At 67.8% G+C, this 21,030-nt stretch carries 24 protein-coding genes; 10 read left to right on the forward strand and 14 right to left on the reverse strand.

What is annotated here, in order from left to right; translation table 11 throughout:
- Positions 1 to 9: 9 nt before the first annotated feature.
- Positions 10 to 987, reverse strand: a complete 978-nt coding sequence (locus ABZX92_RS25050) for an ABC transporter permease (RefSeq protein ID WP_355563905.1) — start codon at positions 985 to 987, stop codon at positions 10 to 12.
- A gap of 392 nt (positions 988 to 1,379) precedes the next feature.
- Entirely contained in the window at positions 1,380 to 2,501 is a 1,122-nt protein-coding gene (locus ABZX92_RS25055) for a cytochrome P450 (RefSeq protein ID WP_355563908.1), read from the reverse strand.
- 70 nt (positions 2,502 to 2,571) lie between these two features.
- Here ABZX92_RS25055 and ABZX92_RS25060 point away from each other — a divergent pair, with 70 nt between their 5' ends.
- Positions 2,572 to 3,015 (forward strand): MarR family transcriptional regulator, encoded by a 444-nt coding sequence (locus ABZX92_RS25060; RefSeq protein WP_355563911.1) that lies wholly within the window; start codon positions 2,572 to 2,574, stop codon positions 3,013 to 3,015.
- Here the strand turns inward: ABZX92_RS25060 and ABZX92_RS25065 are convergent.
- Positions 3,008 to 4,036 carry a hypothetical protein gene (locus tag ABZX92_RS25065; protein ID WP_355563914.1) on the reverse strand — a complete coding sequence of 343 codons (1,029 nt, stop codon included), beginning with the start codon at positions 4,034 to 4,036 and terminating at the stop codon, positions 3,008 to 3,010. The two genes, ABZX92_RS25060 and ABZX92_RS25065, sit on opposite strands and share 8 nt — an antisense overlap.
- An 18-nt stretch (positions 4,037 to 4,054) precedes the next feature.
- Between ABZX92_RS25065 and ABZX92_RS25070 the strand changes: the two genes are divergently transcribed.
- Genes ABZX92_RS25070 through ABZX92_RS25080 form a run of 3 tightly spaced genes read left to right on the forward strand, consistent with a single transcriptional unit; the run spans position 4,055 to position 6,498 of the window.
- Positions 4,055 to 4,588 carry a DUF6886 family protein gene (locus ABZX92_RS25070; RefSeq protein WP_355563916.1) on the forward strand — a complete coding sequence of 178 codons (534 nt, stop codon included), beginning with the start codon at positions 4,055 to 4,057 and terminating at the stop codon, positions 4,586 to 4,588.
- 9 nt (positions 4,589 to 4,597) lie between these two features.
- Positions 4,598 to 5,257, forward strand: coding sequence for a response regulator transcription factor (locus tag ABZX92_RS25075; RefSeq protein ID WP_355563919.1), 660 nt, complete (start codon positions 4,598 to 4,600; stop codon positions 5,255 to 5,257).
- Entirely contained in the window at positions 5,254 to 6,498 is a 1,245-nt protein-coding gene (locus tag ABZX92_RS25080) for a HAMP domain-containing sensor histidine kinase (RefSeq protein WP_355563922.1), read from the forward strand. The genes ABZX92_RS25075 and ABZX92_RS25080 overlap by 4 nt, the downstream gene beginning before the upstream one ends.
- Here ABZX92_RS25080 and ABZX92_RS25085 read toward each other — a convergent pair.
- On the reverse strand, positions 6,479 to 6,964 hold the full coding sequence (locus ABZX92_RS25085; protein ID WP_355563925.1) for an SgcJ/EcaC family oxidoreductase: 486 nt from the start codon (positions 6,962 to 6,964) through the stop codon (positions 6,479 to 6,481). The genes ABZX92_RS25080 and ABZX92_RS25085 overlap by 20 nt on opposite strands.
- A gap of 122 nt (positions 6,965 to 7,086) precedes the next feature.
- Here ABZX92_RS25085 and ABZX92_RS25090 point away from each other — a divergent pair, with 122 nt between their 5' ends.
- Positions 7,087 to 7,464, forward strand: coding sequence for a PH domain-containing protein (locus tag ABZX92_RS25090; RefSeq protein WP_355563928.1), 378 nt, complete (start codon positions 7,087 to 7,089; stop codon positions 7,462 to 7,464).
- Between the two features lie 331 nt (positions 7,465 to 7,795).
- Here the strand turns inward: ABZX92_RS25090 and ABZX92_RS25095 are convergent, their stop codons facing one another.
- Entirely contained in the window at positions 7,796 to 8,233 is a 438-nt protein-coding gene (locus ABZX92_RS25095; RefSeq protein WP_355563930.1) for a hypothetical protein, read from the reverse strand.
- A gap of 108 nt (positions 8,234 to 8,341) precedes the next feature.
- Positions 8,342 to 9,004 (reverse strand): helix-turn-helix domain-containing protein, encoded by a 663-nt coding sequence (locus ABZX92_RS25100; protein WP_355563933.1) that lies wholly within the window; start codon positions 9,002 to 9,004, stop codon positions 8,342 to 8,344.
- 159 nt (positions 9,005 to 9,163) lie between these two features.
- Between ABZX92_RS25100 and ABZX92_RS25105 the strand changes: the two genes are divergently transcribed.
- From ABZX92_RS25105 to ABZX92_RS25120, 4 genes are all read left to right on the forward strand, one after another.
- The gene (locus ABZX92_RS25105; protein WP_355563936.1) at positions 9,164 to 10,309 is read left to right on the forward strand and encodes an acyl-CoA dehydrogenase family protein; all 1,146 of its coding nucleotides are present in this window, start codon (positions 9,164 to 9,166) and stop codon (positions 10,307 to 10,309) included.
- A 68-nt stretch (positions 10,310 to 10,377) separates the two neighbouring features.
- Complete coding sequence (locus ABZX92_RS25110; RefSeq protein ID WP_355563938.1) at positions 10,378 to 10,785, forward strand: VOC family protein; 408 nt, start codon at positions 10,378 to 10,380, stop codon at positions 10,783 to 10,785.
- A 75-nt stretch (positions 10,786 to 10,860) separates the two neighbouring features.
- On the forward strand, positions 10,861 to 11,097 hold the full coding sequence (locus ABZX92_RS25115) for a class I SAM-dependent methyltransferase (RefSeq protein WP_355563940.1): 237 nt from the start codon (positions 10,861 to 10,863) through the stop codon (positions 11,095 to 11,097).
- Complete coding sequence (locus tag ABZX92_RS25120; RefSeq protein WP_355563943.1) at positions 11,049 to 11,261, forward strand: hypothetical protein; 213 nt, start codon at positions 11,049 to 11,051, stop codon at positions 11,259 to 11,261. Before ABZX92_RS25115 ends, ABZX92_RS25120 begins: the two co-directional genes overlap by 49 nt.
- 238 nt (positions 11,262 to 11,499) lie before the next feature.
- On the opposite strand, the gene ABZX92_RS25125 is transcribed toward ABZX92_RS25120, so the two are convergent.
- From ABZX92_RS25125 to ABZX92_RS25155, 7 genes are read right to left on the reverse strand one after another with little or no spacing between them, the layout of a single operon-like run.
- Positions 11,500 to 13,176 (reverse strand): DUF2264 domain-containing protein, encoded by a 1,677-nt coding sequence (locus tag ABZX92_RS25125; protein WP_355563945.1) that lies wholly within the window; start codon positions 13,174 to 13,176, stop codon positions 11,500 to 11,502.
- Positions 13,173 to 14,123: a hydroxyacid dehydrogenase gene (locus tag ABZX92_RS25130; protein ID WP_355563948.1), complete on the reverse strand. Its 951-nt coding sequence runs from the start codon at positions 14,121 to 14,123 to the stop codon at positions 13,173 to 13,175. The genes ABZX92_RS25125 and ABZX92_RS25130 overlap by 4 nt, the downstream gene beginning before the upstream one ends.
- Positions 14,120 to 14,953: a carbohydrate ABC transporter permease gene (locus tag ABZX92_RS25135; RefSeq protein ID WP_355563950.1), complete on the reverse strand. Its 834-nt coding sequence runs from the start codon at positions 14,951 to 14,953 to the stop codon at positions 14,120 to 14,122. The genes ABZX92_RS25130 and ABZX92_RS25135 overlap by 4 nt, the downstream gene beginning before the upstream one ends.
- Positions 14,953 to 15,828 carry a sugar ABC transporter permease gene (locus ABZX92_RS25140; protein ID WP_355563953.1) on the reverse strand — a complete coding sequence of 292 codons (876 nt, stop codon included), beginning with the start codon at positions 15,826 to 15,828 and terminating at the stop codon, positions 14,953 to 14,955. Before ABZX92_RS25140 ends, ABZX92_RS25135 begins: the two co-directional genes overlap by 1 nt.
- Positions 15,825 to 17,123, reverse strand: coding sequence for a sugar ABC transporter substrate-binding protein (locus ABZX92_RS25145; RefSeq protein WP_355563956.1), 1,299 nt, complete (start codon positions 17,121 to 17,123; stop codon positions 15,825 to 15,827). The genes ABZX92_RS25140 and ABZX92_RS25145 overlap by 4 nt, the downstream gene beginning before the upstream one ends.
- Before the next feature lie 33 nt (positions 17,124 to 17,156).
- On the reverse strand, positions 17,157 to 18,185 hold the full coding sequence (locus tag ABZX92_RS25150) for a substrate-binding domain-containing protein (protein WP_355563958.1): 1,029 nt from the start codon (positions 18,183 to 18,185) through the stop codon (positions 17,157 to 17,159).
- Entirely contained in the window at positions 18,169 to 19,350 is a 1,182-nt protein-coding gene (locus tag ABZX92_RS25155; protein WP_355563961.1) for an MFS transporter, read from the reverse strand. Before ABZX92_RS25155 ends, ABZX92_RS25150 begins: the two co-directional genes overlap by 17 nt.
- Positions 19,351 to 19,397: 47 nt before the next feature.
- Here ABZX92_RS25155 and ABZX92_RS25160 point away from each other — a divergent pair, with 47 nt between their 5' ends.
- Positions 19,398 to 19,799: a helix-turn-helix transcriptional regulator gene (locus ABZX92_RS25160; protein ID WP_355563964.1), complete on the forward strand. Its 402-nt coding sequence runs from the start codon at positions 19,398 to 19,400 to the stop codon at positions 19,797 to 19,799.
- A gap of 183 nt (positions 19,800 to 19,982) precedes the next feature.
- Here the strand turns inward: ABZX92_RS25160 and ABZX92_RS25165 are convergent.
- A partial coding sequence (locus tag ABZX92_RS25165) for a DUF222 domain-containing protein (RefSeq protein WP_355563967.1) occupies positions 19,983 to 21,030 on the reverse strand: 1,048 nt, incomplete at its 5' end.

Raw genomic sequence — 21,030 nt, forward strand, 5'->3', positions numbered from 1 at the left:
TCACCTTGCCTAGTTCACGCGGATTCGGGGGTCGAGCGCGGCGTACAGCACGTCGGCGAGCCAGCCGGAGAACAGCACGCACACCGCGACGAACAACGTCACCGTGGCCGTGATGTTCGTGTCCTGCGCCGAGATGCCGGTGACCAGCCAGTCACCCATGCCGTACCAGGTGAAGATCCGCTCGGTGAACGTGCCGCCGACCACCAGCAGGCCGAAGCCGAACGCGAACAGCGTCGCCATCGGGATCAGCGCGGTGCGCAGGCCGTGCTTCATCAGCGCCTTGCGCCGGGTCAAGCCCTTGGCCTGGGCGGTGCGCAGGAAGTCGCTGCCGAGCACGTCGAGCATCGACGAGCGCTGGTAGCGGCTGTAGTACGCGATCTGGCCGAGTGCGATCGTCAGCGTGGGGACGATCAGGTGCTGCAGCCGGTCGCCGAGGTGCTCGAACCAGTTGCCCTGGAAGCCCGGCGTCTCCTCGCCGACGAAGATCAGCAGGTTGGTGCCGATCGAGTCGTTGACGCCCTGCGCGCCCATCTTGAGCAGCGTGCCCAGCACGAAGACCGGCGTCGACAGCAATATGAAGGAGAACAGGGTCGCGAAGTAGTCGCTGAACTTGTACTGCCTGATCGCGCTGACCACGCCGATCAGCACGCCGAACGCGATGCCGAGGGTGATGCCGAGCAGGAACAGCCGCAGGCTCACGCCGATGCGCCGGCCGAGCTCGTCGGTGATCGGGCGGTCGACGATGGTCTTGCCGAAGTCGCCTTGGACCACACCGCTCATCCAGGTCACGAACCGCTGCGGGATCGGCTGGTCGAGATGCAGGTCTCGTTTCTTCTGCTCGATCGATGCTGCCGGGGGCGGCGGGTTGCGTTGCTGCAACACCCCGATCGGGTCAAAGGTGACGGAGGCCAACGTGAACGCGAGGAACGTCGCCACGAGGGCGAGCACCACGTAGTTGACCAACCGCCGCAACAAAAATCCGGCCACCCGTGTTCAGTCCTCTCCCCGGTGGTTGCGACGTCGGCACACTGGATTGCAGTGGGACGAGTTGCCAGAGATTAACCGCCGATCCGGCGGACCGCCGCCCACCCCCACCATTAGGCGGGGGCCCACTGACCGGGCCATAGTCACCCATGCGTGGCGGAATGGACGGCCGAACAGCCACATCAACAGTTGACGCTCGGCAATTGTGTGTCCAAGCGTGACCATTGTGCGGCCGGATCGCTGTATTCACCGTGAAGTTCTGTCAGGCCATGACGCATCCGGGTGAATGCAATGACCGGAAGATGTGGGACAAGCAGCGCAATGTGATCAAAAGTCGGACATCACGCTGTGGAGCGCTTTGAGCGTGCACGGTTACTGCATCGATGCGGACCAGGTCAGAGGGCCGTCCAGCGCACCGGGAGCTGGGCCACCCCGCCCACCAGCTGCTCCGTCCGAGGGGTGAGCTGCGCCACGTCGACCGCTAGGCCGAACGTCTCGAACCGCGTCACGAGGGCGGTGAAGACCTCGGTCAGCTCGACCCTGGCGAGGGGCGCGCCGAGGCAGAACCTCGGGCCGTGGCCGAAGGTCAGGTGCGGGTTGGACTCGCGCGGGACGAACTGCGTGGGCTCCGGGAAGCGCGTCTCGTCTCGATTGGCCTGATCGATGCCGAGCAGGACGAGGTCGCCAGACGGGATGGTGGTGCCGTCGATCTCGATGTCGGCCATCGCGTACCTCGGCATGCCGATGTCGTCGCTGCGCTGCGACACCGGCGAACGGTGCCGGAGGATCTCTTCGACGGCATTCGGGACGGCGCTGGGGTTTTTGCTGAGTGCGTCCCATTGGTCGGGGTTGAGACTCAGCAACATGACCCCGCGGTCGATCACCGCGACCGTTGTCTCGTGTCCCGCGAACAGCAGACCGGCGCTGAGCTGGGCAATCGTTTCCTCTTGGCCGGACGGGGTGCCTTCGATGAGACGGGTGATGACGTCGTCGCCCGGTTCCTTCTTCTTCCGGTCGACGAGTTCACCCATGTAGGCAGAGAGGTGCGCGTGGCCCTCCTGCGATTTCCGCGGGTCGTTGAGCGTGCTCATTGCCTCTGACCAGCGACGGAACGTTTCGCGGTCCTCGTACGGGACGCCCAGCAGTTCGCAGATCACGAGTACGGGCAGCTTGAACGACACGGCCTCGTGGAAGTCGGCGGGCTGAGGCTGCCGCACGAGGTCGTCGAGGAGGTCGTCGGCCAGCCGCCGGACGCGCGGGCGCAGCTTCTCCATGTTCCTGGCGGAGAACGACGGGGCGAGCATCCTGCGCATCCAGGTGTGGCGCTCGTTCTCCTGCTGTTCGGTGCCCTGGCGCGGACGGCCGAGCACCGCCGAGTCGATGAACCTCGGCGCGTTGTCCGGGTCGACGTGGCTGCGGCCGAGTCTGCGGTCCGCGAGCAGCGTCTTGATCTGGTCGTAGTCGGTGATCAGCCAGGCCTGGTCGCCCGCTGGAGTGGGTACGCGCTTGATCGTCATCTTGTGTCCCCCTAGATCCGTCGTATGCGACGCGTCGCGTCCAACGTACCTCCCGCCTAGACTTCGCGCCATGGTCGATGCCTTCCACGACGCCGAAACCGTGATGGCGCATTTGCGCGTCTTGCGACAGGAGCTGCTGACGACGTCGATGGAACCGGCGAGCGACCAGGCTCGGAGCGGGTTGACCGCCCCGCAGATCGGCCTGATCCGCTCGCTGGTGGTCGAGGGGTCGGCGACGGTGACGGAGCTGGCGCGGCGGCTGAGCCTGTCGCACTCCACCACGTCCGGGATCGTGGATCGGCTGCAGGCGCGCGGGCTCGTCTCGCGAGAGGTCGACGCGTCCGACCGCCGCTACACGCGGGTGCAGGTGACCGCGCCGGTGCAGAACTACACGCGGGAGATCTCGGAAGGTCCGTACGCCCGGCTGACGTGCGCGCTGGCCGAGGCCTCCCCCGCCGAGCGCAAGGCCGTGCTGGACGGGCTGGAGACGTTGCGGGCGTTGCTCGCTAGGTGAGGCGCCAGAGCCTGCCACCGGCGATCACGAACACCTGATCGCCTGTTTTCTCGGCCGCGGTGACCGCTCCGGTCGGGCCGTTCGCGGGGCGTTCGTCCTTTTCGGACACGAGCTTCACGCCGTTGTGGTCGATGAAGAGCGTGGGAGTGCCGTTGACCGGGACGGGGGCGGCGAGGACCTGGTCGTCGGTGACCGGGACGTCCGGGGTGGTCAGCTTCTTCCAGTCCGCGCCGGTGCCGGTCCACCAGGCGAGCTTGCCCTTGCTGCGGCCCACCACGTGGCAGGTGCCGTCCCAGCAGCGGGCGGCCAGCGCGGCGTCGCCGTCCGGGAGCGCCGCTGTGGTCCAGGTCTTGCCGTCGAACTGCCAGACCGCGGCGCTGACCTGGCCCTTGCCGGTCTGCCAGCCGGCGACGAGGACGCCGTCGCCGTTCTGCGCCACGGCGAGCGGGAAGCGCAGCAGGTCCTGCGAGCTCTCCAGGACCGTGCCCGCTGAAGGCTGCCGGCTCCACGTGTCGGCCGCGTAGGTCCAGACCGCGATGTCGAGGCCCGCCTTGTCGCTCTGCCAGGTGCCGATGATCAGCGGACCTCGCGGGGTGCGGGCCGGGCCGATCAACTCGCCCGCGCCGTAGCCGCCGAACGTGCTGAACGCCTGCGGTTTCTCGACGATCTGCCGGGTGTCGCCGGTCCAGGCGCTCCACCGGACGTTGCCGTGCGCGCCGCCGCGTTCACCGCCGACACCGGTGATCGTGGCGCCGTCGGAGGTGATCCCGTACCAGTGCGCTTCCTTGCCGTACGGGGTGGCCGGGGTGAGCCGGGCGTTGTTCAGAACGCCGTCTTTGGTGCGGGTGACCAGTTCCGGGTGGTCGCTGGGGCGGGTGCCGATGATGAGCATGTCGCCGTGCGCGGCCAGGGCTTCCGGCGTGGCTGTGAGATCGACGGCGGTGAACCCGGTCGCACCGTCGCCGGTGGACGACGAGCAGCCGGTGAGGACGAGCAGTACCGCGAGCGTCAGCCTCCGCATGCGGGCCAGTATGACCACATGCGCCCCGAATCCGGTCAGGTACTGCACTTTTCCGAAGATCCGTCGATCACGCGGTTCGTGCCGCATCGGGCGGCGACGGCCCGGCAGCCCGAGGAGTACGTGTGGGCGGTCGACCACGGCCGCTCCCCCGACTACTGGTTTCCGCGGCAGTGTCCACGGGCGATGGCGTGGGTGGTTCCTGGGAGTTCGGCTGCGGACCAGGAGCGGATCATCGGTCCGGGGTGCGGCGAACGAGTGCACGCGATCGAGTACGGGTGGCTGGAACGGATGCGGACGGCGGAGCTGTACGCGTATCGGTTGCCCGCCGGCGTGTTCCGGCCGTTCGGGGACAACGCGCACGTCGCCGTCGAGCCGGTCGTGCCGCTCGGGCCGGCCGAGCGCGTGGGCGACCTCTTCGAGCTGCACGAACAGGCAGGAATCTCACTGCGGGTGCTGCCGAACCTCTGGCCGTTCTGGGACGCGGTCACCGCGAGCTCGCTCGGGTGGAGCGGGATCCGGCTGGGGAACGCCGTGGCGCGTTCAGTGGAATGATCAGCGCCCATGCGGGTGCTGCTGGTGGAGGACGACGAGCCGATCGCGGAATCGCTCACGCGCGGGCTGTCCCGCTACGGCTTCGAGGTGCGGTGGGTCAGGACCGGGGCTGAGGCGCTGGCCGACACCGGCGAGGCGGCCATCGTGCTGGTCGACCTCGGGCTGCCGGACATGGACGGCCTGGACGTGTGCCGCGAGCTGCGGGCGCGCGGGGACGTGCCGATCATCGTGATCAGCGCGCGGTCCGACGAGGTCGACCGGGTGGTCGGGCTGGAGATCGGTGCCGACGACTACGTGACCAAGCCGTTCGGGGTGCGGGAGGTCGTCGCCCGGATGCGCGCGGTGCTCAGGCGCGTGCAGCCGGCCGCGAAGGAATCCTCGCCTGAGGAGCACGGGCGGTTGCGGATCGATCGCCGAGGCAGGCGCGTGCACCTCGACGGTGGCGAACTGGAGCTGACGCCGAAGGAGTTCGACCTGCTGGTGTTCCTCGCCGAGGAGCCGGGCGCGGTGTTCACCCGCGAGCAGATCATGGAGGCGGTGTGGGACGAGAACTGGTTCGGGCCCACCAAGACGCTCGACGTGCACGTGGGGGTGCTGCGCCGCAAGCTCGGTGACGCGGCGTCGCTGGAGACCGTGCGCGGCGTGGGATTCCGGTTGGTGCTCACGTGATCCGCCAACTCGTCTGGAGCTACGTGCTGCTGGTCGCGATCGCGATCGCGGCGTTCACCGTGCCGGTGGCGTTCACGCTGAACAACCAGCTGTACGGGGACGCCGAGAACACGGCGCGCCGCGAGGCCGAGACCGCCGCGCTGCTGCTGGCGTCGGGCGACACGCGCTCGTTGAGCGCGCTGGTCGACGCCTACGAGCGGCAGACGCCTGGCCAGATCGACGTGCTGGGACCTGAACCCGCCGACGTGGTGTGGGACTCCGAAGGTTTGAAACTCACCGTGCAGGCCAAGAAACCGGACGGCACGGTCGTCGGCGCGATCCGGCTGTCCTATCCGGACGGTCCGATCGTCGACCGGCTCTGGTACATCTGGGGTTTCCGGGCGTTGCTCGCGGTCGGGGTGCTGATCGTGGCGGCGTTCCTGGGGCTGTGGCTGGCCCGCCGGGTCACCCGGCCGCTGCGTGAGCTGACCGGGATGGCGACCCGGTTGCGAGACGGCGACCTGTCCGCGCGCGCCGAGGAGACCGGACCGCCCGAGACCCGCACGCTCGCGAGGACGTTGAACACCGCCACCGAGACGATCGGCACGCTGGTCGGGTCGCAGCGGGCGTTCATCGGCGACGCCTCGCACCAGCTGCGCACGCCGCTGACCGCGCTGAGGCTGTCGCTGGACAACGTGGCGGACGGCGTCGACGACCCGCACGTCCGCGAGGACGTCGAGATGGCGACCGCCGAAGTCGTGCGGATGTCCCGGCTCGTCAACGGGTTGCTCGCACTGGCCAGGGCCGAGGCGAACGTCGCGCACCCGGAACCCGTGCAGGTGCTGGACATCGTCACCGAACGCTTCACCGCGTGGCGCGCGGCTGCCGACGAACGCTCGATCTCGCTTGTCTGCGAAGGGTTCGACATCCGCGTGCTCGCCACGCCGGGGCACCTCGAGCAGGTGCTGGACAACGTGCTGTCCAACGCGCTGGAGGTGTCCCCGGACGGCGGCACGATCCTCGTCCGCACCACCCGGCCCGGTCTGCTGGAGGTCATCGACTCCGGCCCTGGCCTGGCGGACGCAGACCGAGCGCGGGCGTTCGACCGGTTCTGGCGCGGTCAGGGGCTGACCGGCAAGGGCGGGTCCGGGCTCGGCCTCGCGATCGTGAAGCAGCTCGTCACCGACGACGGCGGGTCGGTCAGCCTGGAAGCCGCGTCGGGCGGCGGGTTGTGCGTGCGGATCAGACTTTCTCCGGCATAGCCGACGAGTGGTGGTTCACGATGAGCCACTTGCCGTCGACCTTCTCGTAGACGAACGTGTAGCGAGCGTCCACAGTGGTCGGCTTGCCGTCCTTGGTGAGCGCGAACCGGTAGGTGCCCGCGTCGATCGCGTCGTCGGCGTCGAGCACCGCGACGTGCGAGTCGAGGATCGTGCCGCTGGGCTTGTTCTGCAGGAAGTGCTCGAAGTAGTCGACGATCTCGGCGCGCGTGGACCGCACCTGGTTCGACACCGTGGGCAGCAGGACCGCGTTCGGAGCGTAACGGTCGGCCACCTTCTGGGCGTCACCCGTCGCGAGAGCCGCGTTCCAGTCCGCGAACAACGCCTTGATCTGGTCCGTCGTCGGCTTCACGTCTGACTTGGGCGCCTCAGCGGCATTGCTGGCGCATCCGGTCACCAGCAGAGCGGTCGCGGCCAGAGCGGTGATCCCAACAAGCTGCTTGCGCATCGTCATCCTCATCCCGATCGAGTGGCTGTTGACAACCACTTTCGGGTAACGCACGGAAGCGTCAGGACAAGAGAACGCCTGCTCAGGTACAAGCTTTCGGAAAGCCTGGTAAACGTGGACGTATGGGACTTCTCAGCGGAATGATGGGGAACGCGTCGAAGCTCGACCCGCGGGACGCCGCGAAGGAGTTCGGGCGGCTGCTGGCGCAGGGGGAACAGCTGCACGCGGCCTACCAGCTGGTGCGCGACTCGTTCCTGTTCACCGACCGGCGGCTGATCCTGGTCGACAAGCAGGGCATGACGGGCAAGAAGGTCGAGTACCACTCGGTGCCGTACAAGGCGATCACGCAGTTCTCCGTGGAGACCGCGGGTCACTTCGACCTGGACGCGGAGCTCAAGATCTGGGTCTCGTCGCACGACGTGCCGATCTCCAAGCAGTTCGGCAAGGGCGTCGACGTGTACGAGGTGCAGGCGCTGCTGGCGGCCTTCGTGGCCAGGTAGCCCGGAGACGACTGGGAACCGAGCGCGACGGCGATCTCAGCCGCGGCCACGATCAGCGCGGTGACGAGGCTGCTGGTGTCCAGCAGCAGGTTGAGCACGGTCAGGGCGGCGGGCGCGAACCGGCTGCGGACCAGCACTCGCGTGATGACTCCTGCGCAGCGGGTGGTGGACATTTCCGTTCCCTTCCAACGATTCGGCCTCTACAACTACGTCGAACCAGACGCTCGCGCTTCGACATCCAGAGGACGAAAAGTCAGGCTGCGCAACGAAAAATCCCCCGCGAGCACGTGGCCCTGCGGGGGATTTCGCTTGTGTGCTTGAACAGCGCTGTTTAGCGGTACTGCAGCATCGAACGGAACTTGTCGCGGTACGCCCACGCCAATCCGAGCTCGGCGGCGACCACGATCAGCGCGGTCACGATGCCGGACGGCTCCAGGAACACGTGGAACAGGAAGATGTTCACGACCATCGGAGCCAGCATCGCGAGCGCCAGCGGCACGAAACGGCCCACCAGCAACAGGATTCCGGACAGCAGCTGCACACCGGACGCGAGCTGCAGCATGTACCCGGTGGCGTAGAGGGCTCCGCTGAACGCCACCCCGGCCGGCGCCATCGTGCTGGGATCCGGTGCGGGCATGAACATCAGGAACCCGTTCAGGCCCGTCGTGGCGAACAGCAGGCCGGTGAGCACGCGGGTCACGATCGTGGCGTAGCGGCCGACGGCGAACTTGCGGGTCGTGGTGGCGGCGGTGACGGTCGTGGCGGTCATCTCAGGTTCCTCCTGGGCTGTGGTGTCCTTCCACTGATGCGTCGAACGGCCACCACGCCGGATCGACAACCACGCCCAGAAAATCTTGAGAAATTTTGAAGGCCCAGGTCAGGTGGTTCGAGCAGCGCGCACGACCTCGGCGATGGGGCTGAGCTTGAGCCAGTCCGGCAGCCCGCGCACGACCCAGCGCGGCCCGCTCAGCTCGATCGAGCCCGCGCGCACGGCGTCGAGCAGCTCCACCTCGCCCTCCCACATCCGGTAGAGCGTGGCGATGTCGGACGCCAGCACCGCGTCGACCTCCAGGCCGGGGTCGGTGTAGCAGACGGAGGCGTCACCGGGTTCGACGACGAGCCAGAACGTGCGGCGCCGGTCGTTGATGCGGATCTCGATGGTGGCGCGGCGGGTCAGCGTGCCGGTGTCGACGCGGCCGTGCATCCACCACATCAGCACCTCGGGGTCGAGCTCGTCCGCCCGCGGGTCGCCGAACGCGTAGCGCGCACCCCAGTCCGCGAGGCCGAACACCAACGGCCGCAACGCTTCCCCGGCCGGGGTGAGCGTGTACCCGTCACCGGTGCGCACGATCAGCCCGGCGTTCGCGAGCTGCCGGAGCCGCCTCGACAACAACGCACGGGAGAGTCCTGGCAAGCCGCGGGAGAGCTCGTTGAAGCGCGAGGCACCGATGAGCATGTCCCGCACGATCAGCAACGTCCACCGGTCGCCCAGCACCTCGACGGCGCGGACGATCGGGCAGTACTGCGCATACGTCCTCATGGGGCCGATCTCCGCTCTTCCACGATCTTCTGCGGCACTCGATGGCACTGTGCAGACGTCCTCACAGGGAAAGTCTCCGCCGGGACGGGTGTTCCGTTACCGCCGTCCGGTTCACTTTCAGAACTACCTGCGGGGCTCGTCTGTTCTTACGTTCGTCGCATGACAACTCTTGAGACACCCCGAGTGACCAGCACGTTCCCGACCGTGACGAGGGACGACGACGCGAAGTTCGTGGACCTGGCGGCGCGCATCGGCGCGATCGCGGCGGCCCACGCGCCCGAGCACGACCGGGATGCGACGTTCGTGGCCGAGGCGTACGAGGCCATGCGCGAGGAGGGCTACCTGGCGTTGGCCGTACCCGAGGAGCTGGGCGGTCTCGGCGCCACGATGCGCCAGGTCTGCTACGCGCAGGCCGAGCTCGCCCGGCACGACGGCGCGACCGCGCTGGCCGTCACGATGCACCTGTACCTGACGCTGATGCAGGCCTATCGCAGACGTAAGGGCGCGCCGGACGCCGAGGGGGTGCTCACGCGAGTGGCCTCGGAAGGGCTGGTCATCGCCACGAGCGGCGGTTCGGACTGGCTGTGGCCGACGACGACGGCCACGCAGGTCGACGGCGGGTTCCTGGTGAGCGGGCGCAAGGCGTTCTGCAGCCAGTCGCCGCGCGCGAACGTCGTGGCGACCTCCGCGGTCCTCGGCGAGGAGGTGCTGCACTTCAGCGCGCCTCTGAACGCCGACGGCGTGCGCATCGAGGAAACCTGGGACACGCTCGGCATGCGCGGCACGGCCAGTCACGACGTGGTGCTGGAGGACGTGTTCATCCCGGCCGGGAAGATCGCCGCTCGCCGGCCGTACGGGGAGTTCGGCGCGCCGCTGTTCGCCGCGGTCGTGCACTTCGCGCCGGTGTGCGGGGCGACGTACTTCGGCATCGCCTCCGGTGCGCGCGACGTTGCGGTCCGGTCCACGTCCAAGAGCGCCACCAGGCAGATCGGGCTGATGGACTACAAGCTGCGCACCGCGTGGTGGTCGCTGATGGGATCGATCGAGGAGCTGGGCGACGGCTACACGGCCAACGCCGAGTCGACCATCACCGTGATGCTGGCCAAGCGCCAGGCCGTCGTTGAAGCCATCGAGGTCGTGAACATCGCGATGGAGGTCCTGGGGGGACGGTCGTTCTTCAAACGTTCACCGCTGGAACGCGCTTACCGCGACGTCCGCGCCGGCACGTTCCACCCGCTCACCCCGGAAGCCACACTCATGTACGCGGGCAAGGTCGCTCAGGGTGATCCGGGAGTCACGGAATAAGTTCAAGTTGTAGGCATGCCAAGGGTTTGCGAGTATTCGGGTCCGTCTCTCTTGAAGGAGCGATTCCGGTGGCCACTCGCCTCAACCCGTACCTGCGCTTCGACGGTTCCGCCCGTCAGGCGATGGAGTTCTACCAGTCGGTCTTCGGCGGCGAGCTGAGGATGAACACCTTCGGCGAGTTCGGCATGCAGGACTCGCCGCAGGCCGACCAGATCATGCACGCGCAGCTGGAGACCGACGCCGGCTACACGCTGATGGCCTCCGACACGCCGCCCGGCATGCCGTTCAACCCCGGCGACACCGTCACGATCTCCCTGTCGGGCGACGACGAGGTGCTGAAGGAGCACTTCGCCAAGCTCGCCGAGGGCGGCAAGATCGGTACGCCGCTGGAGAAGCAGATGTGGGGCGACGAGTACGGCGACCTCGTCGACAGGTTCGGTGTCGCCTGGATGGTCAACCTGGGCACCCAGGGCTGACGCCGAGTCTGGCCGTCACAGTCGGTGGGGCCGCGGCGGTGGCCCCACCCGCCGCGCTGACGCATCATGTGGACCATGAGCGAGCGTCTGCGCGGTGTGGTCGACCAACTCGCGATCCGGCCTGACGACCGGGTGCTGGAGATCGGCTGCGGCCAGGGAGTCGCGGCCACGATGGTGTGTCAGCTGCTGGCCACGGGCACGCTCACGGCGATCGACAGGTCCACGAAGATGGTCGAGGCCGCCACTCGCGCAACGCCGTGTACGTGGCGTCGGGCAAGGCCGAGTTCCTCATCGCGTCGCTGGAGGACATGAACCTCGGCGACCGGCGGTTCGACCTCGTCTTCGCGGTCCGCGTCGGGCTGTTCCAGCGCGATCCCGACCGCGCGCACTCGCTGCTCGCGCCCTGGCTCGCACCGGACGCCCGCGTGTGCGCGTTCTACGACGTGCCGGTCCAGATGGTTGATTCCAAGGCGTGATCGGCGGCACCGTGCACAGGCTGCCCCGGCCCACATCCATGAACGGCGCATTCATCCACCTGAGGTCCATAAAGGTTCTCTTCATGGACCAGCCCGATCGTGCATACCGGGCACATCGGCCTGGCCGCGCCACGTGTCGGCAGGTTCCCGGGCCGGTTGGTGGCAGTCAGCGGCGATTTGATCAAGAGTTGGTGGTACTTGCAGACGCCAACAGAGCCAGACGCCACTGCGAGGAGCTTCACCTCGCGTCCAGTGTCCTGCCGAGCACCTCGTCGACGCGGGCGTCCCAGTCGATCTCCTGGACACTGCCGTTGAGGACGGCGACCGCCGCGAGCGTCACCGTGCCCTCGATGTCGGCGGTCAGCGTGGGCAGACCCGCCGAGCTGATGAACGCGGTGCCCTGCGGCGCCGCCTGCCACTCGACGCCGGTCCAGCCGCGGATGCCGACCAGCGGTGACGGCAGGTCGGTGGCCCATCCGGTGAGCTCGGCTCGCGTGCCGGGCGGGGCGCCGATCACCCGGTGGATGCGCAGCTCCTGGTCGTCCCACACCGCCGTGACGCTCTCGACCTTGAGACCCGGCACCATCGGCTGGTGCGCGTCGAACACCGGCCGGTGCCACGAGGCGGCCCAGTTGTCCTGCGCACCCAGCGGGTGGATGCGCCTGCGGACACTGCGGTTGCCCCTGATCAGCAGACTGAGGTGGTTGTCGGCCGGGTTCTTCGCCGACGTCGGGCCGGTGGTGGTCGAGTAGGCGAACCGGCTGTAGAGCGGGTCGTCGTCGGTCGCGTACTCGCCCTCGAACGGCCGGACGTGGTCACTGCCGTGGTTGTGCAGTCTGGTCACGCCGTTGTGCCGCTGGATCAGCAGGCCTGGTCCGGGCAGCGCAAGCATGTGGTTCTCGTCGCTGTGCTCCTCCGGGGCGGTCCACAGTGGATGGTCCGGTCCGGCGAGCAGGCAGACGAACGCCTTCGAGGCCCAGTACGGCGAGGCAGGCCCGGAGTAGGGCTGCAGGGTGGCCTCGTGCGGGCCGTGCCAGCCCAGGCTGAGCAGGCCGTCGGTCAGCGAACCCCTGTCGAGGAAGTACTCGAGGGTGTTGCCGATGAGGTACCGGGAGTGGCCGGGGCTGAGCGGTGTCTCGCCGGTGACCGCGCCGAGCGCGATCGCCGACGCGGCCGCGAACCGGTACGTCAGCGACCGTCCGAAGTAGATCGGAGCGCCATCCGCGCCGAAGAGCAGCTGGAAGTTCTCCAGGTGTTCCCTGAGATGTGTGGTGATCGGCTTGCCGTCGAGGAACGCGTCCAGCGCCGGGTAGAGGTGCAGGGCCCAGCCGTTGTAGTGGTCGAACGCGCGGCCGTCGCCGTCGGAGTACCAGCCGTCACCGCGATACCAGCCTTGGAGCAGCTCCATCGCGCGCGACTTCGCCTGCGCTGTTTCCTCGTCACCGCGTCCGGCCGCCTCCAGGAACGCGGCCACCGTGTAGGGGAAGAAGTACCAGTTGTTGGCCGCCGGGACGTGCCGCAGGGCCTCCCGGAGCCAGGCTTCCGCGCGGTCCTGCTGGGTTTCGGACAGCTTGTCCCACAACCACGGCTTGGTCAGGCGCAGGCCGAGTGCGACGGACGCGGACTCGACCATCGGCTGGCCGACGTCGGTGATCGCGGGCCACTCCCCCGCCGTGCCCGCGATGAGACCGGTGGCGTAGCGCTCCAGCCAGTTCTGCGGGTCGTCGCCGTGCGCGGTGCGGAAGGCGGCGGCGAGGAACGTGCGCGCGTAGCCCTCCAAGCCGTCGGACTTCACGCCGTTGCGGGACGGCCGGCCGGGGAGATCCAGGAACGCCTGGCTGGGCGAGGCGTACCTCCAGGCGGAGGTCAGCAGGTCGTCGGCCGTCTCCACCCACTGTTCACGGCTGTAGCTCACGCGATGCGTTCCCTTCGTTCCGCCGGCACCGGAGTCGCGAACGGCTCCCCCGCGACCCACCTGCGCACCTCGGCGAGGGCGTGGTGGGCCAACCGTCCCCACTCGTTGCCCTGGGAACCGGCCAGGTGGGGCGTGATCAGGACGTTCTCGCTGCGCCACAACGGATGCTCCGGCGGCAGCACCTCGGGATCGGTCACGTCGAGCACCGCGCGGATGCGGCCGATCTCGCGCACCAGGGCCTCCTGGTCGATCACCGCGCCTCTCGCCGTGTTGATCAGCATCGCGTCGTCGCGCAGCCGCTTCAGCAGCTCGCCGCTGACCAGCCCCCTCGTCTCCGGCAGCAGCGGGGTGTGCACGCTGACCACATCGCTGCGCGCGAACAGCTCCTGGAGGCTCACCGACTCGGCACCGTCCACTTCGGTCACGAACGGGTCGTGCACCAGCACGTGGAAGTCGAAGGGCCGCAGCAGTTCGATCACCCGCCGGCCGATCATCGACGCGGACAGGATGCCGACAGTCGCGCCGTAGTTGCCGACGGTCGGCGGAAGGTCGTAGTAGTCGATCTGCTTGACGGCCTGGTAGTCGCGTGCCCGTTCCAGCACGCGTTTGCCGCTCAGCAGGATCATCGCGAGCGTGTACTCGGCGACCGGCAGCGCGTTGGCCGACGCCGCCGACGAGACGACGATGCCGCGATCCCAGCAGGCGTCCGTGACGAACCCCTTGACGGAACCGGCGGTGTGCACGATCGCTTTGAGGCTCGGCAGATGTTCCAGCGCCTGTGCGGTGATCGGCGGGCAGCCCCAGCCGGTGACGAGCAGATCCACGTCCGGCAGTTCGGCCAGGTTCTGGGTGACCGGGCCGAAGTCGCAGGTCGCCTTGAGCTGGTCGAGCACGGGTGCGAGGACGGCCTTCTCCGCGTGGGCCGACATGGCACCCGCGGCCCTCACTTGACGGCTCCCGCGGTCAGGCCGGCGCGCCAGAACCGTTGCAGCAGCATGAACGCGAGGATCAGCGGCAGCACGGCGAATAGCGATCCCATGATCACAACCGGGTAGTACTCGGGGCTCACCGTGGCGGAGCTGTTCCACTGGTAGAGGCCGAGGCTGACCGGGTAGAGCTTCTGGTCGGACAGCATGACCATGGGCAGGAAGAAGTTGTTCCAGATCGCGGTGAGCTGGAACAGGAACAACGTGATCAGGCCCGGTCCGAGCATCTTGAGCGCGACCTTGAAGTAGGTCGCCAGATCGCTCGCGCCGTCGATTCTCGCCGCTTCCAGGACCTCGTCGGGCACGTAGCCCTGGCTGAAGATCCGGCCGAGGTAGACGCCGAACGGGTTGAACAGCACCGGGATGAACACCGCCCAGAACGTGTTGACCAGGCCCGCCCCGGACGCCATCAGGTACAGCGGCAGCGCGAGCACGGTCTGCGGCACCATGACAGCGGCGAGCACGAGCCCGAACAGCTTCTCCTTGTGCGCAAATGCGTACTTGTCGAACGCGTAGCCCGCCGCCATCGAGATGAACGAGCTCGCGGCGGCACCGACGACCGCGTACAGGACGCTGTTGAGGTACCACCGGGGATAGAGGCCCTTGTCCATCGCGAAGAGGTTCTTGACGTTCTCCGTGAACGAGAAGTCCTTGAAGGAGAACAGATCGCTCTGGAAGAGGGCGTCGACGTTCTTGGTCGCGGCCAGGAGCAGCCACAGCACCGGCAGCAGGGTGTAGAGCACCGCGATGCCGACGACGACGTTGACGGTGGTGCGGCCGAGGAGGGTCATCAGGCGGCCTTCCTGTTCGTCCAGCGCGTGACGCCGTAGGACAGCGCGATCGTGAAGGCCAGCAGGATGACGGACGCGGCCGCCGCGAGGCCGTAGTTGTTGCGGGTGAACGCGGCGTCGTAGATGTACATGCTCGGCGAGAACCTCGCGCTGATCATCGGCGTGGACTGGCTGAGCAGCACCGGTTCGGTGAACAGCTGCAGCGCCCAGATCAGCGTGAAGATGCCGACCGTCACGATCGCGCCCTTCACCAGTGGCGTCTTGATCCGGACAGCCTGCTTGACCGGACCCGCACCGTCCACAACGGACGCTTCGAGCACTTCCCGGGGCACGGCCTGGAGTGCGGCGTAGAAGATCACCATGTTGTAGCCGAGGTTGCTCCACAGGGCGATGTTCACGATCGACGGCAGCACCGTGTTGATGCCGAGGAAGTTGAGGTGGATGTCGCCCTTGGCGAACAGGTCGATGATCGGGCTGAGACCGGGCGTGTAGAGGTAGAGCCAGATCAGGGCCGCGATGATGCCGGGAACGGCGTGCGGCAGGTACAGCCCCATCTGGGCCCAGCCGCGCAGTTTCGCGACGCCGGAGTCGAGCAGCAGCGCCAGGGCGAGCGCTGCCACGACCATGATCGGGATGTAGAGCAGGCAGTAGAGGACGACGGTGAGCAGACCGTTGCGGAAAGTCGGGTCGCTGAGGACCGCCGCGTAGCTCCGGAGCCCGACGAAGACCGTGCTCTCCGGGCCGAAACCCAGTCCTGGCTGGTCCTGGGCGAAGAAGCTGAGCCAGATCGCGGTGCCGGTCGGGATCAGGAACACTGTGACGAGCAGGACGAAGAACGGCGCCATGAGCACGGCGCAGGCGAGTTTGCCCTTCACCGCTCGACCTCCTCTGTGGACAGTCCGAGCGCCTTGAGGTCGGGCATCGTGCCGCTCTGGGCCTCTCGCACCGCGTCGATCAGGGTTCCCTCGCCCGCACCGGCTTTCGCGAAGCCGTCCTGCATGACCTTCTGGGTGGCGGTCATCCGCGGTCCCCACACCCAGCCGTCGCGGATCTTGTCGGCTTCCTGCTTGAAGAGCCGGTAGATGTCCTGGTTGCCGTAGTACTCACCGGGGAACGCCTTGGCGCCCGCCGTGACCAGGCCGGGTGCGACCGGGTACTGGCTGCTGGTGCCGCTCTTGAGACGTGCGGTGAGCGCGGCGGGGTCGGTGGTCTGCCACTCGATGAACTCCATCGCCGCTTCGGGTTGCTGCGAGTCCTTGGTGACCGCGAACGTGGAGCCGCCGTGCGTGCCGACCACCGGCTGGTCCCAGATCGGCATGGGAGCGATGCGCCACTTGCCCTTCTGACCCGGCCTGGCCCGCATCTGCGCGCCCGCGTCCCACGCGCCGCTGAGCCTGGTGAGGATGAGGTCCTGGCCGAGCTGCGCGTCGTGCTGCTTGCTGTCACTGGCGTTGCGGTACACCAGGTCCTCGTCGATCAGGCTCTGCCAGTAGGCGGCGACCTTGCGCGTGGGCGCGTCGGCGAGCGAGACCTGCCACTTGCCGTTGCCGGTGTCGAACCACTGCGCGCCGGCCTGCCAGGCGAAGCACGCGAACTGCATGGCGCCGTCGGTGGGGAACAGCACGAGCTTCTTGTTCCCGAATTTCGCCTTGACCCACCTGGCGAGGTCGGTGAACTCGTCCCAGGTCTTCGGGGGCTGGAAACCGTTGGCCTCGAACATGTCCGCGCGGTAGTGCAGCACCATCGGCTCGATGTCGAGGGGGACGCTGAACACGCGGTTGTCGAACGTGGTCAGCTTGAGCGCCTGGGGCAGCAGCTTCTGCTTGAGGCGGTCGGTGACGAGGTCGGTGATGTCCCGGGCGACGCCGTCGATGGCGTAGCCGGGCACCTGCGGGTACTCGATGGTCGCGACGTCGGGTGCGTTGCCCGCGCGGGCGGCGTTGCTGAGCTTCGCGTAGCCGCCCTGACCGCCGGAGGGGATCTGCTGGAAGATCACCTTGATGCGGCTCTGACTTGAGTTGAACGCGTCGACGACCTGCTGGCTACCGCGCAGGGCCGACCAGAACGTGATCTCGACCGAGCCTCCGGCACCGCGGCGTTGCGGAGTGGAACAGGCCGCCAGTGGTGCCGTGAGACCTGCCGCGAGGAGGGTGCGACGACTCAGGCGCATGGTTCGCATCCTGATCGCCTGATCGCTTTGCCGTCAAGAAACGTGCAAACGCTCAGTCGATGAGCGGATCTTCAGCTCGGGCAGCAGCTCGATGCGCTCAGCCGTCCGGGACTCGTTGCTGAGCTTCTGGATGAGCAGCTGCGCGGCGACCTTGCCGACCTCGGTCTTGGGCGGCGCGACGGCCGTGAGCGGGATGCTGCCGAGTGCCGCGACGACGTCGTCGTACGCGACCACCGAGCACCGCTTCGGCACCTTGATGCCGGCCTCGGTCAGCTGCTGGACCAGCATCAACGCGTCCACGTCGCCGTGCAGGATCGTCGCCGTCGCCCGGTGCGCCCGGAGGATCCCGACCAGGCCGGTGTCCGGTGAGCTGCCGACCGTGATCGCGTCTTCGAGGTCCCTGGAGATCTCCTTGAAGGCGCTGCGGAGCGCTCTCGCGGTGGGGCTGTCGTCGCGCGCGGCCAGGACGATTCGGCGGTGGCCGAGGTCCGTCAGGTGCTTCACGGCCAGGTGCATGCCGTACCAGTGGTCGGAGCAGACCGAGTTCATCGCTCTGAGCCGTCCGCTCGGCCTTCGTTCCATCAAAACCGTCGGTACGCCGGTGTCCGCGAGCCAGTCGTCGGCTGTTTCTTCTTCCTGCGTGCGCCATCTCGGGGCGATGAGCAGGCCTTGGACCGGCTCGGCGAGCGCCCGTTCGACGATCGGCTTCTCGGCGCCTTTGACCTGCGGCGCGATGTGCAGGACGACCCGCAGGCCGGCGTCTTCCAGGACCTTGCGGGCGCCGTTCATCGTCTCGTACAGGTACGTGTGCCGCTCGGGCACGACCAACGCGACCGCACCGTTCTCCGGGTTCTTGGGCTGCGGCTGTTCGACCGGCGTGATCGGTTTCGCGACGCCGTGCCCGCGGCGGAGTTTGCCGAGCTTCGCCAGCTCCTCGACGTCGCGCCTGATCGTGACGAGCGAAACGTCGAGCTCACCGGCCAGATCACTCACCTTGACCGAGCCCCGGGACGCGATCACGGCCAGGATTCGCTGCCGCCTCTCCTCACCGGGTTCGCGCATGACCGTCCGCCTGTTCGTTTGAGCGTTTTGCGGCGAGCATAACCCGAGGAACGGTCACAGCGCCGACCAATGCGCTCGCAGCGGTGATCGCTGCCGCTGTCATGGCCGCGAAGTGCAGGGAAACGCTCTCAGCCAGCCATGGTCCGGCGATCGCGCCGGTGAGGGTCGCGGCCGCTTCGACGGTCAGGAAGATCGCGCTGATCCGGCCGAGCCTGTTGTTCTCAACGGTTCGCTGCACGGCGGTCTGCGGTGCGACGACCGTGACCGACCCGAACATCCCGATCACCGCTGCCGCGACCATCGCCGAGGTGAGGTCGTTCGCGGAGAACAGGAGCACGAATCCTCCAGCCGTCGCCAACTGCGCAGTCGCGAGCACCGTTCTCAGCTGGATCCGGTCGAGCCAGCGGACCAGCACCGCGCCGCCGAGAAAGCCGATGCCGAGCGCCGACAACACCGTTCCGACTTGTGCGGAGTCGCCCAGATTCGTCATGCCGTACGGGACGAGAAGCGCGCTCAACGCCGCGTTCGCTGCCAGGAAAACTCCGGTCAGCGGCAACAACCGTCGCACCAGTTGTGGGGTCTTCGTCGTTGACTGGCTTGGTGTTCTCGTGATGGGCCTGCTCGCGGTGAAGGCGATGGCCGCTGCCGAGATCAGGTAGCTGGCCACGTCCAGTGCGATCACCATCTCGAACCCGGCCCAGGCGAACAGAACTCCTCCGAGTGGCGGGCCGACCAGCCTCACCACGCCGTCGGTGGTGGCGTTCCACGAGTTGGCGGCGGCGAGTCGGTCTGGACCGACGACCGCTGGCACGTGTGCTTGGGCTGCTGGGCGGAACACCAGTGCCCCAACGCTTTCCGCCACCACCGCGAGGTAGATCGCGGTCGGTGTGCCGATGAGCATGGCGGCGACGGCGGTGGCCCTGAACAGGTCCGCCGCGATCATGACCTGGCGCCGGTCCCACCGGTCGACCAGGACTCCCGCTATCGGGCTCAGCACCAGCACCGGCAGGTACTCGGCGGCCAGGGTCGCTCCCGTCGCGAACACCGAGCCGGTGACCGCGTACATGTGCGCCGGAACCGCCACGACCAGCAGCCACGACCCGAGCAGGCTCACGGCTCGGCCCGACCACAGGAACCTGAAGTCCCTCATCCCCCAGATGCTCATCCTGTCAGGATAGAGACGTGCAGGCTGTGTTCTGTCAAGATAGTCGGGTGGACTCTCTCGGACCTGCTCTGCGTGCCCTCCGGCAAGCCAGTGGTCGTACTGTCGCGTCGGTTGCGGCTGATGCCGGGCTGTCGGTGCCGTACATCGCCAATCTTGAGAACGGACGCGGTAATCCGACGACTGGGGCGCTTGCTCGGCTGGCTGATGCGTTGGGGACTTCGTTGCGGGTCTCGTTCGGGGAGCCGGATGTGGTGGCTCCTGCGTTGCCGGCTTCGTTGGTTCGGTTGCGGCGGACTGAGCGGTTTCGGCGGGCCGTTGCGTTGATGGAGGCTGATCCTGGGGAGGTTGTTGCGGCTTTGGCTGCTGTGGGGCGGGTTGTTGAAGCTGGGGAACCGGATTGGTGGCGGGTGCTGGATGCGATGGTGTTGATTTCCCTGTCCCCTGCTTAAGAGCGCGCCTTGCGGCGACCCGGCACATGCCCTCCTTCGTCGGGCGTGTGCCGGACCGGAATTGTCGGGTCGGCTTGCGTAGGTGGTTGCGGGGCCGGGTTCCGTTGCGGGCGATGGCCGCCGGGTGCGTGCGTGGTCACCAGGTGCGAGTTGCATAGCAGAACAACAACACCTGGCGATGGCTTAGAAGGGTGGTAGGTCGCCGAGTACCGGTTCCGGTTCGCGGGTGTAGGTCTTGCCCGCTGGGCTGGTGAAGGTGAACCTGCCTGGCTTGCGCTGAGCCACTTCCCAGGTTGACCGGTGTTTCACGCGGTGGTGGTAGCGGCAGAACGCACCGAGGTTGCCTTCCGAGGTGGGGCCCTTCGGGAACGGGATCGTGTGGTCCAGATCCGACTCGTGCGAAGGCCTCATGCAACCCGGGAAACGGCAGGTCCGATCGCGGGTCCACACGAACCTGCGCAGGGCGGCTGGTGGCCGGTAGGTGGTGGTGCCGAACTCCAGCGGTTCGCCGCTGGTCGGCTCCGTGAGCAGGCGGCGCCAGGTCGCGTCAGCGGCCAGCTGGCGGGCCATGTCGGCGCTGATCGGGCCGTAGCCCGCCAGTTCACCGGGCTGTTCGGACAGGCCCATCAGGGTGGCGGCGGAGATGGTCACGTAGACCTCGGTCTTGACGGAGCTGGTCTTGTCCGGGGTGGCCAGGATGAGGTCGGCGACGACGTCCGCGCGGATCTGGTCCAGCGTGCGCGCGTCCTTGGGGTTGCGGACCGAGCGGGCGATGGCGTCCACACGCTCGTAGCACTTGGTGGCCGTGTCACCGGGCAGGAAAGCCCAGAAGCGGGCCATGCCGTCATCGAGTTTGTCCATGCCGGTGCAGCGCTGGGCTTTGCGGATCTCCTCGCGGTCCTTCTGGCCTTCGGAGTCGACGCGCATCACGACGCGGTGGGTGAGGCGGCGCATCTGCGCGCCCGTCTGGTCCGGGGCCTTCACCAGCACACGCGCCTCGACCTCGGCCGCGTGATCCGCCGACAACGGCATCGTCTTGTCGTACAGGACACGTGCCTTGTAGAAGTCGATCTCGCCCTTCTCCAGGGCGTCGATGGTCTGCGGCAGCCTGGTGACCGTCTCCCGCCCCATCGCCACCTGGTCACTGGTCCACCGCGTCGTCCACTTCATCGCAGCGGCGATCTCGGCCTCGAAGAACTCGTCACCCTCACACGCGATCGCACAATCCGCC

Source organism: Lentzea sp. NPDC006480 (assembly GCF_040611995.1).
GTDB lineage: Bacteria > Actinomycetota > Actinomycetes > Mycobacteriales > Pseudonocardiaceae > Lentzea.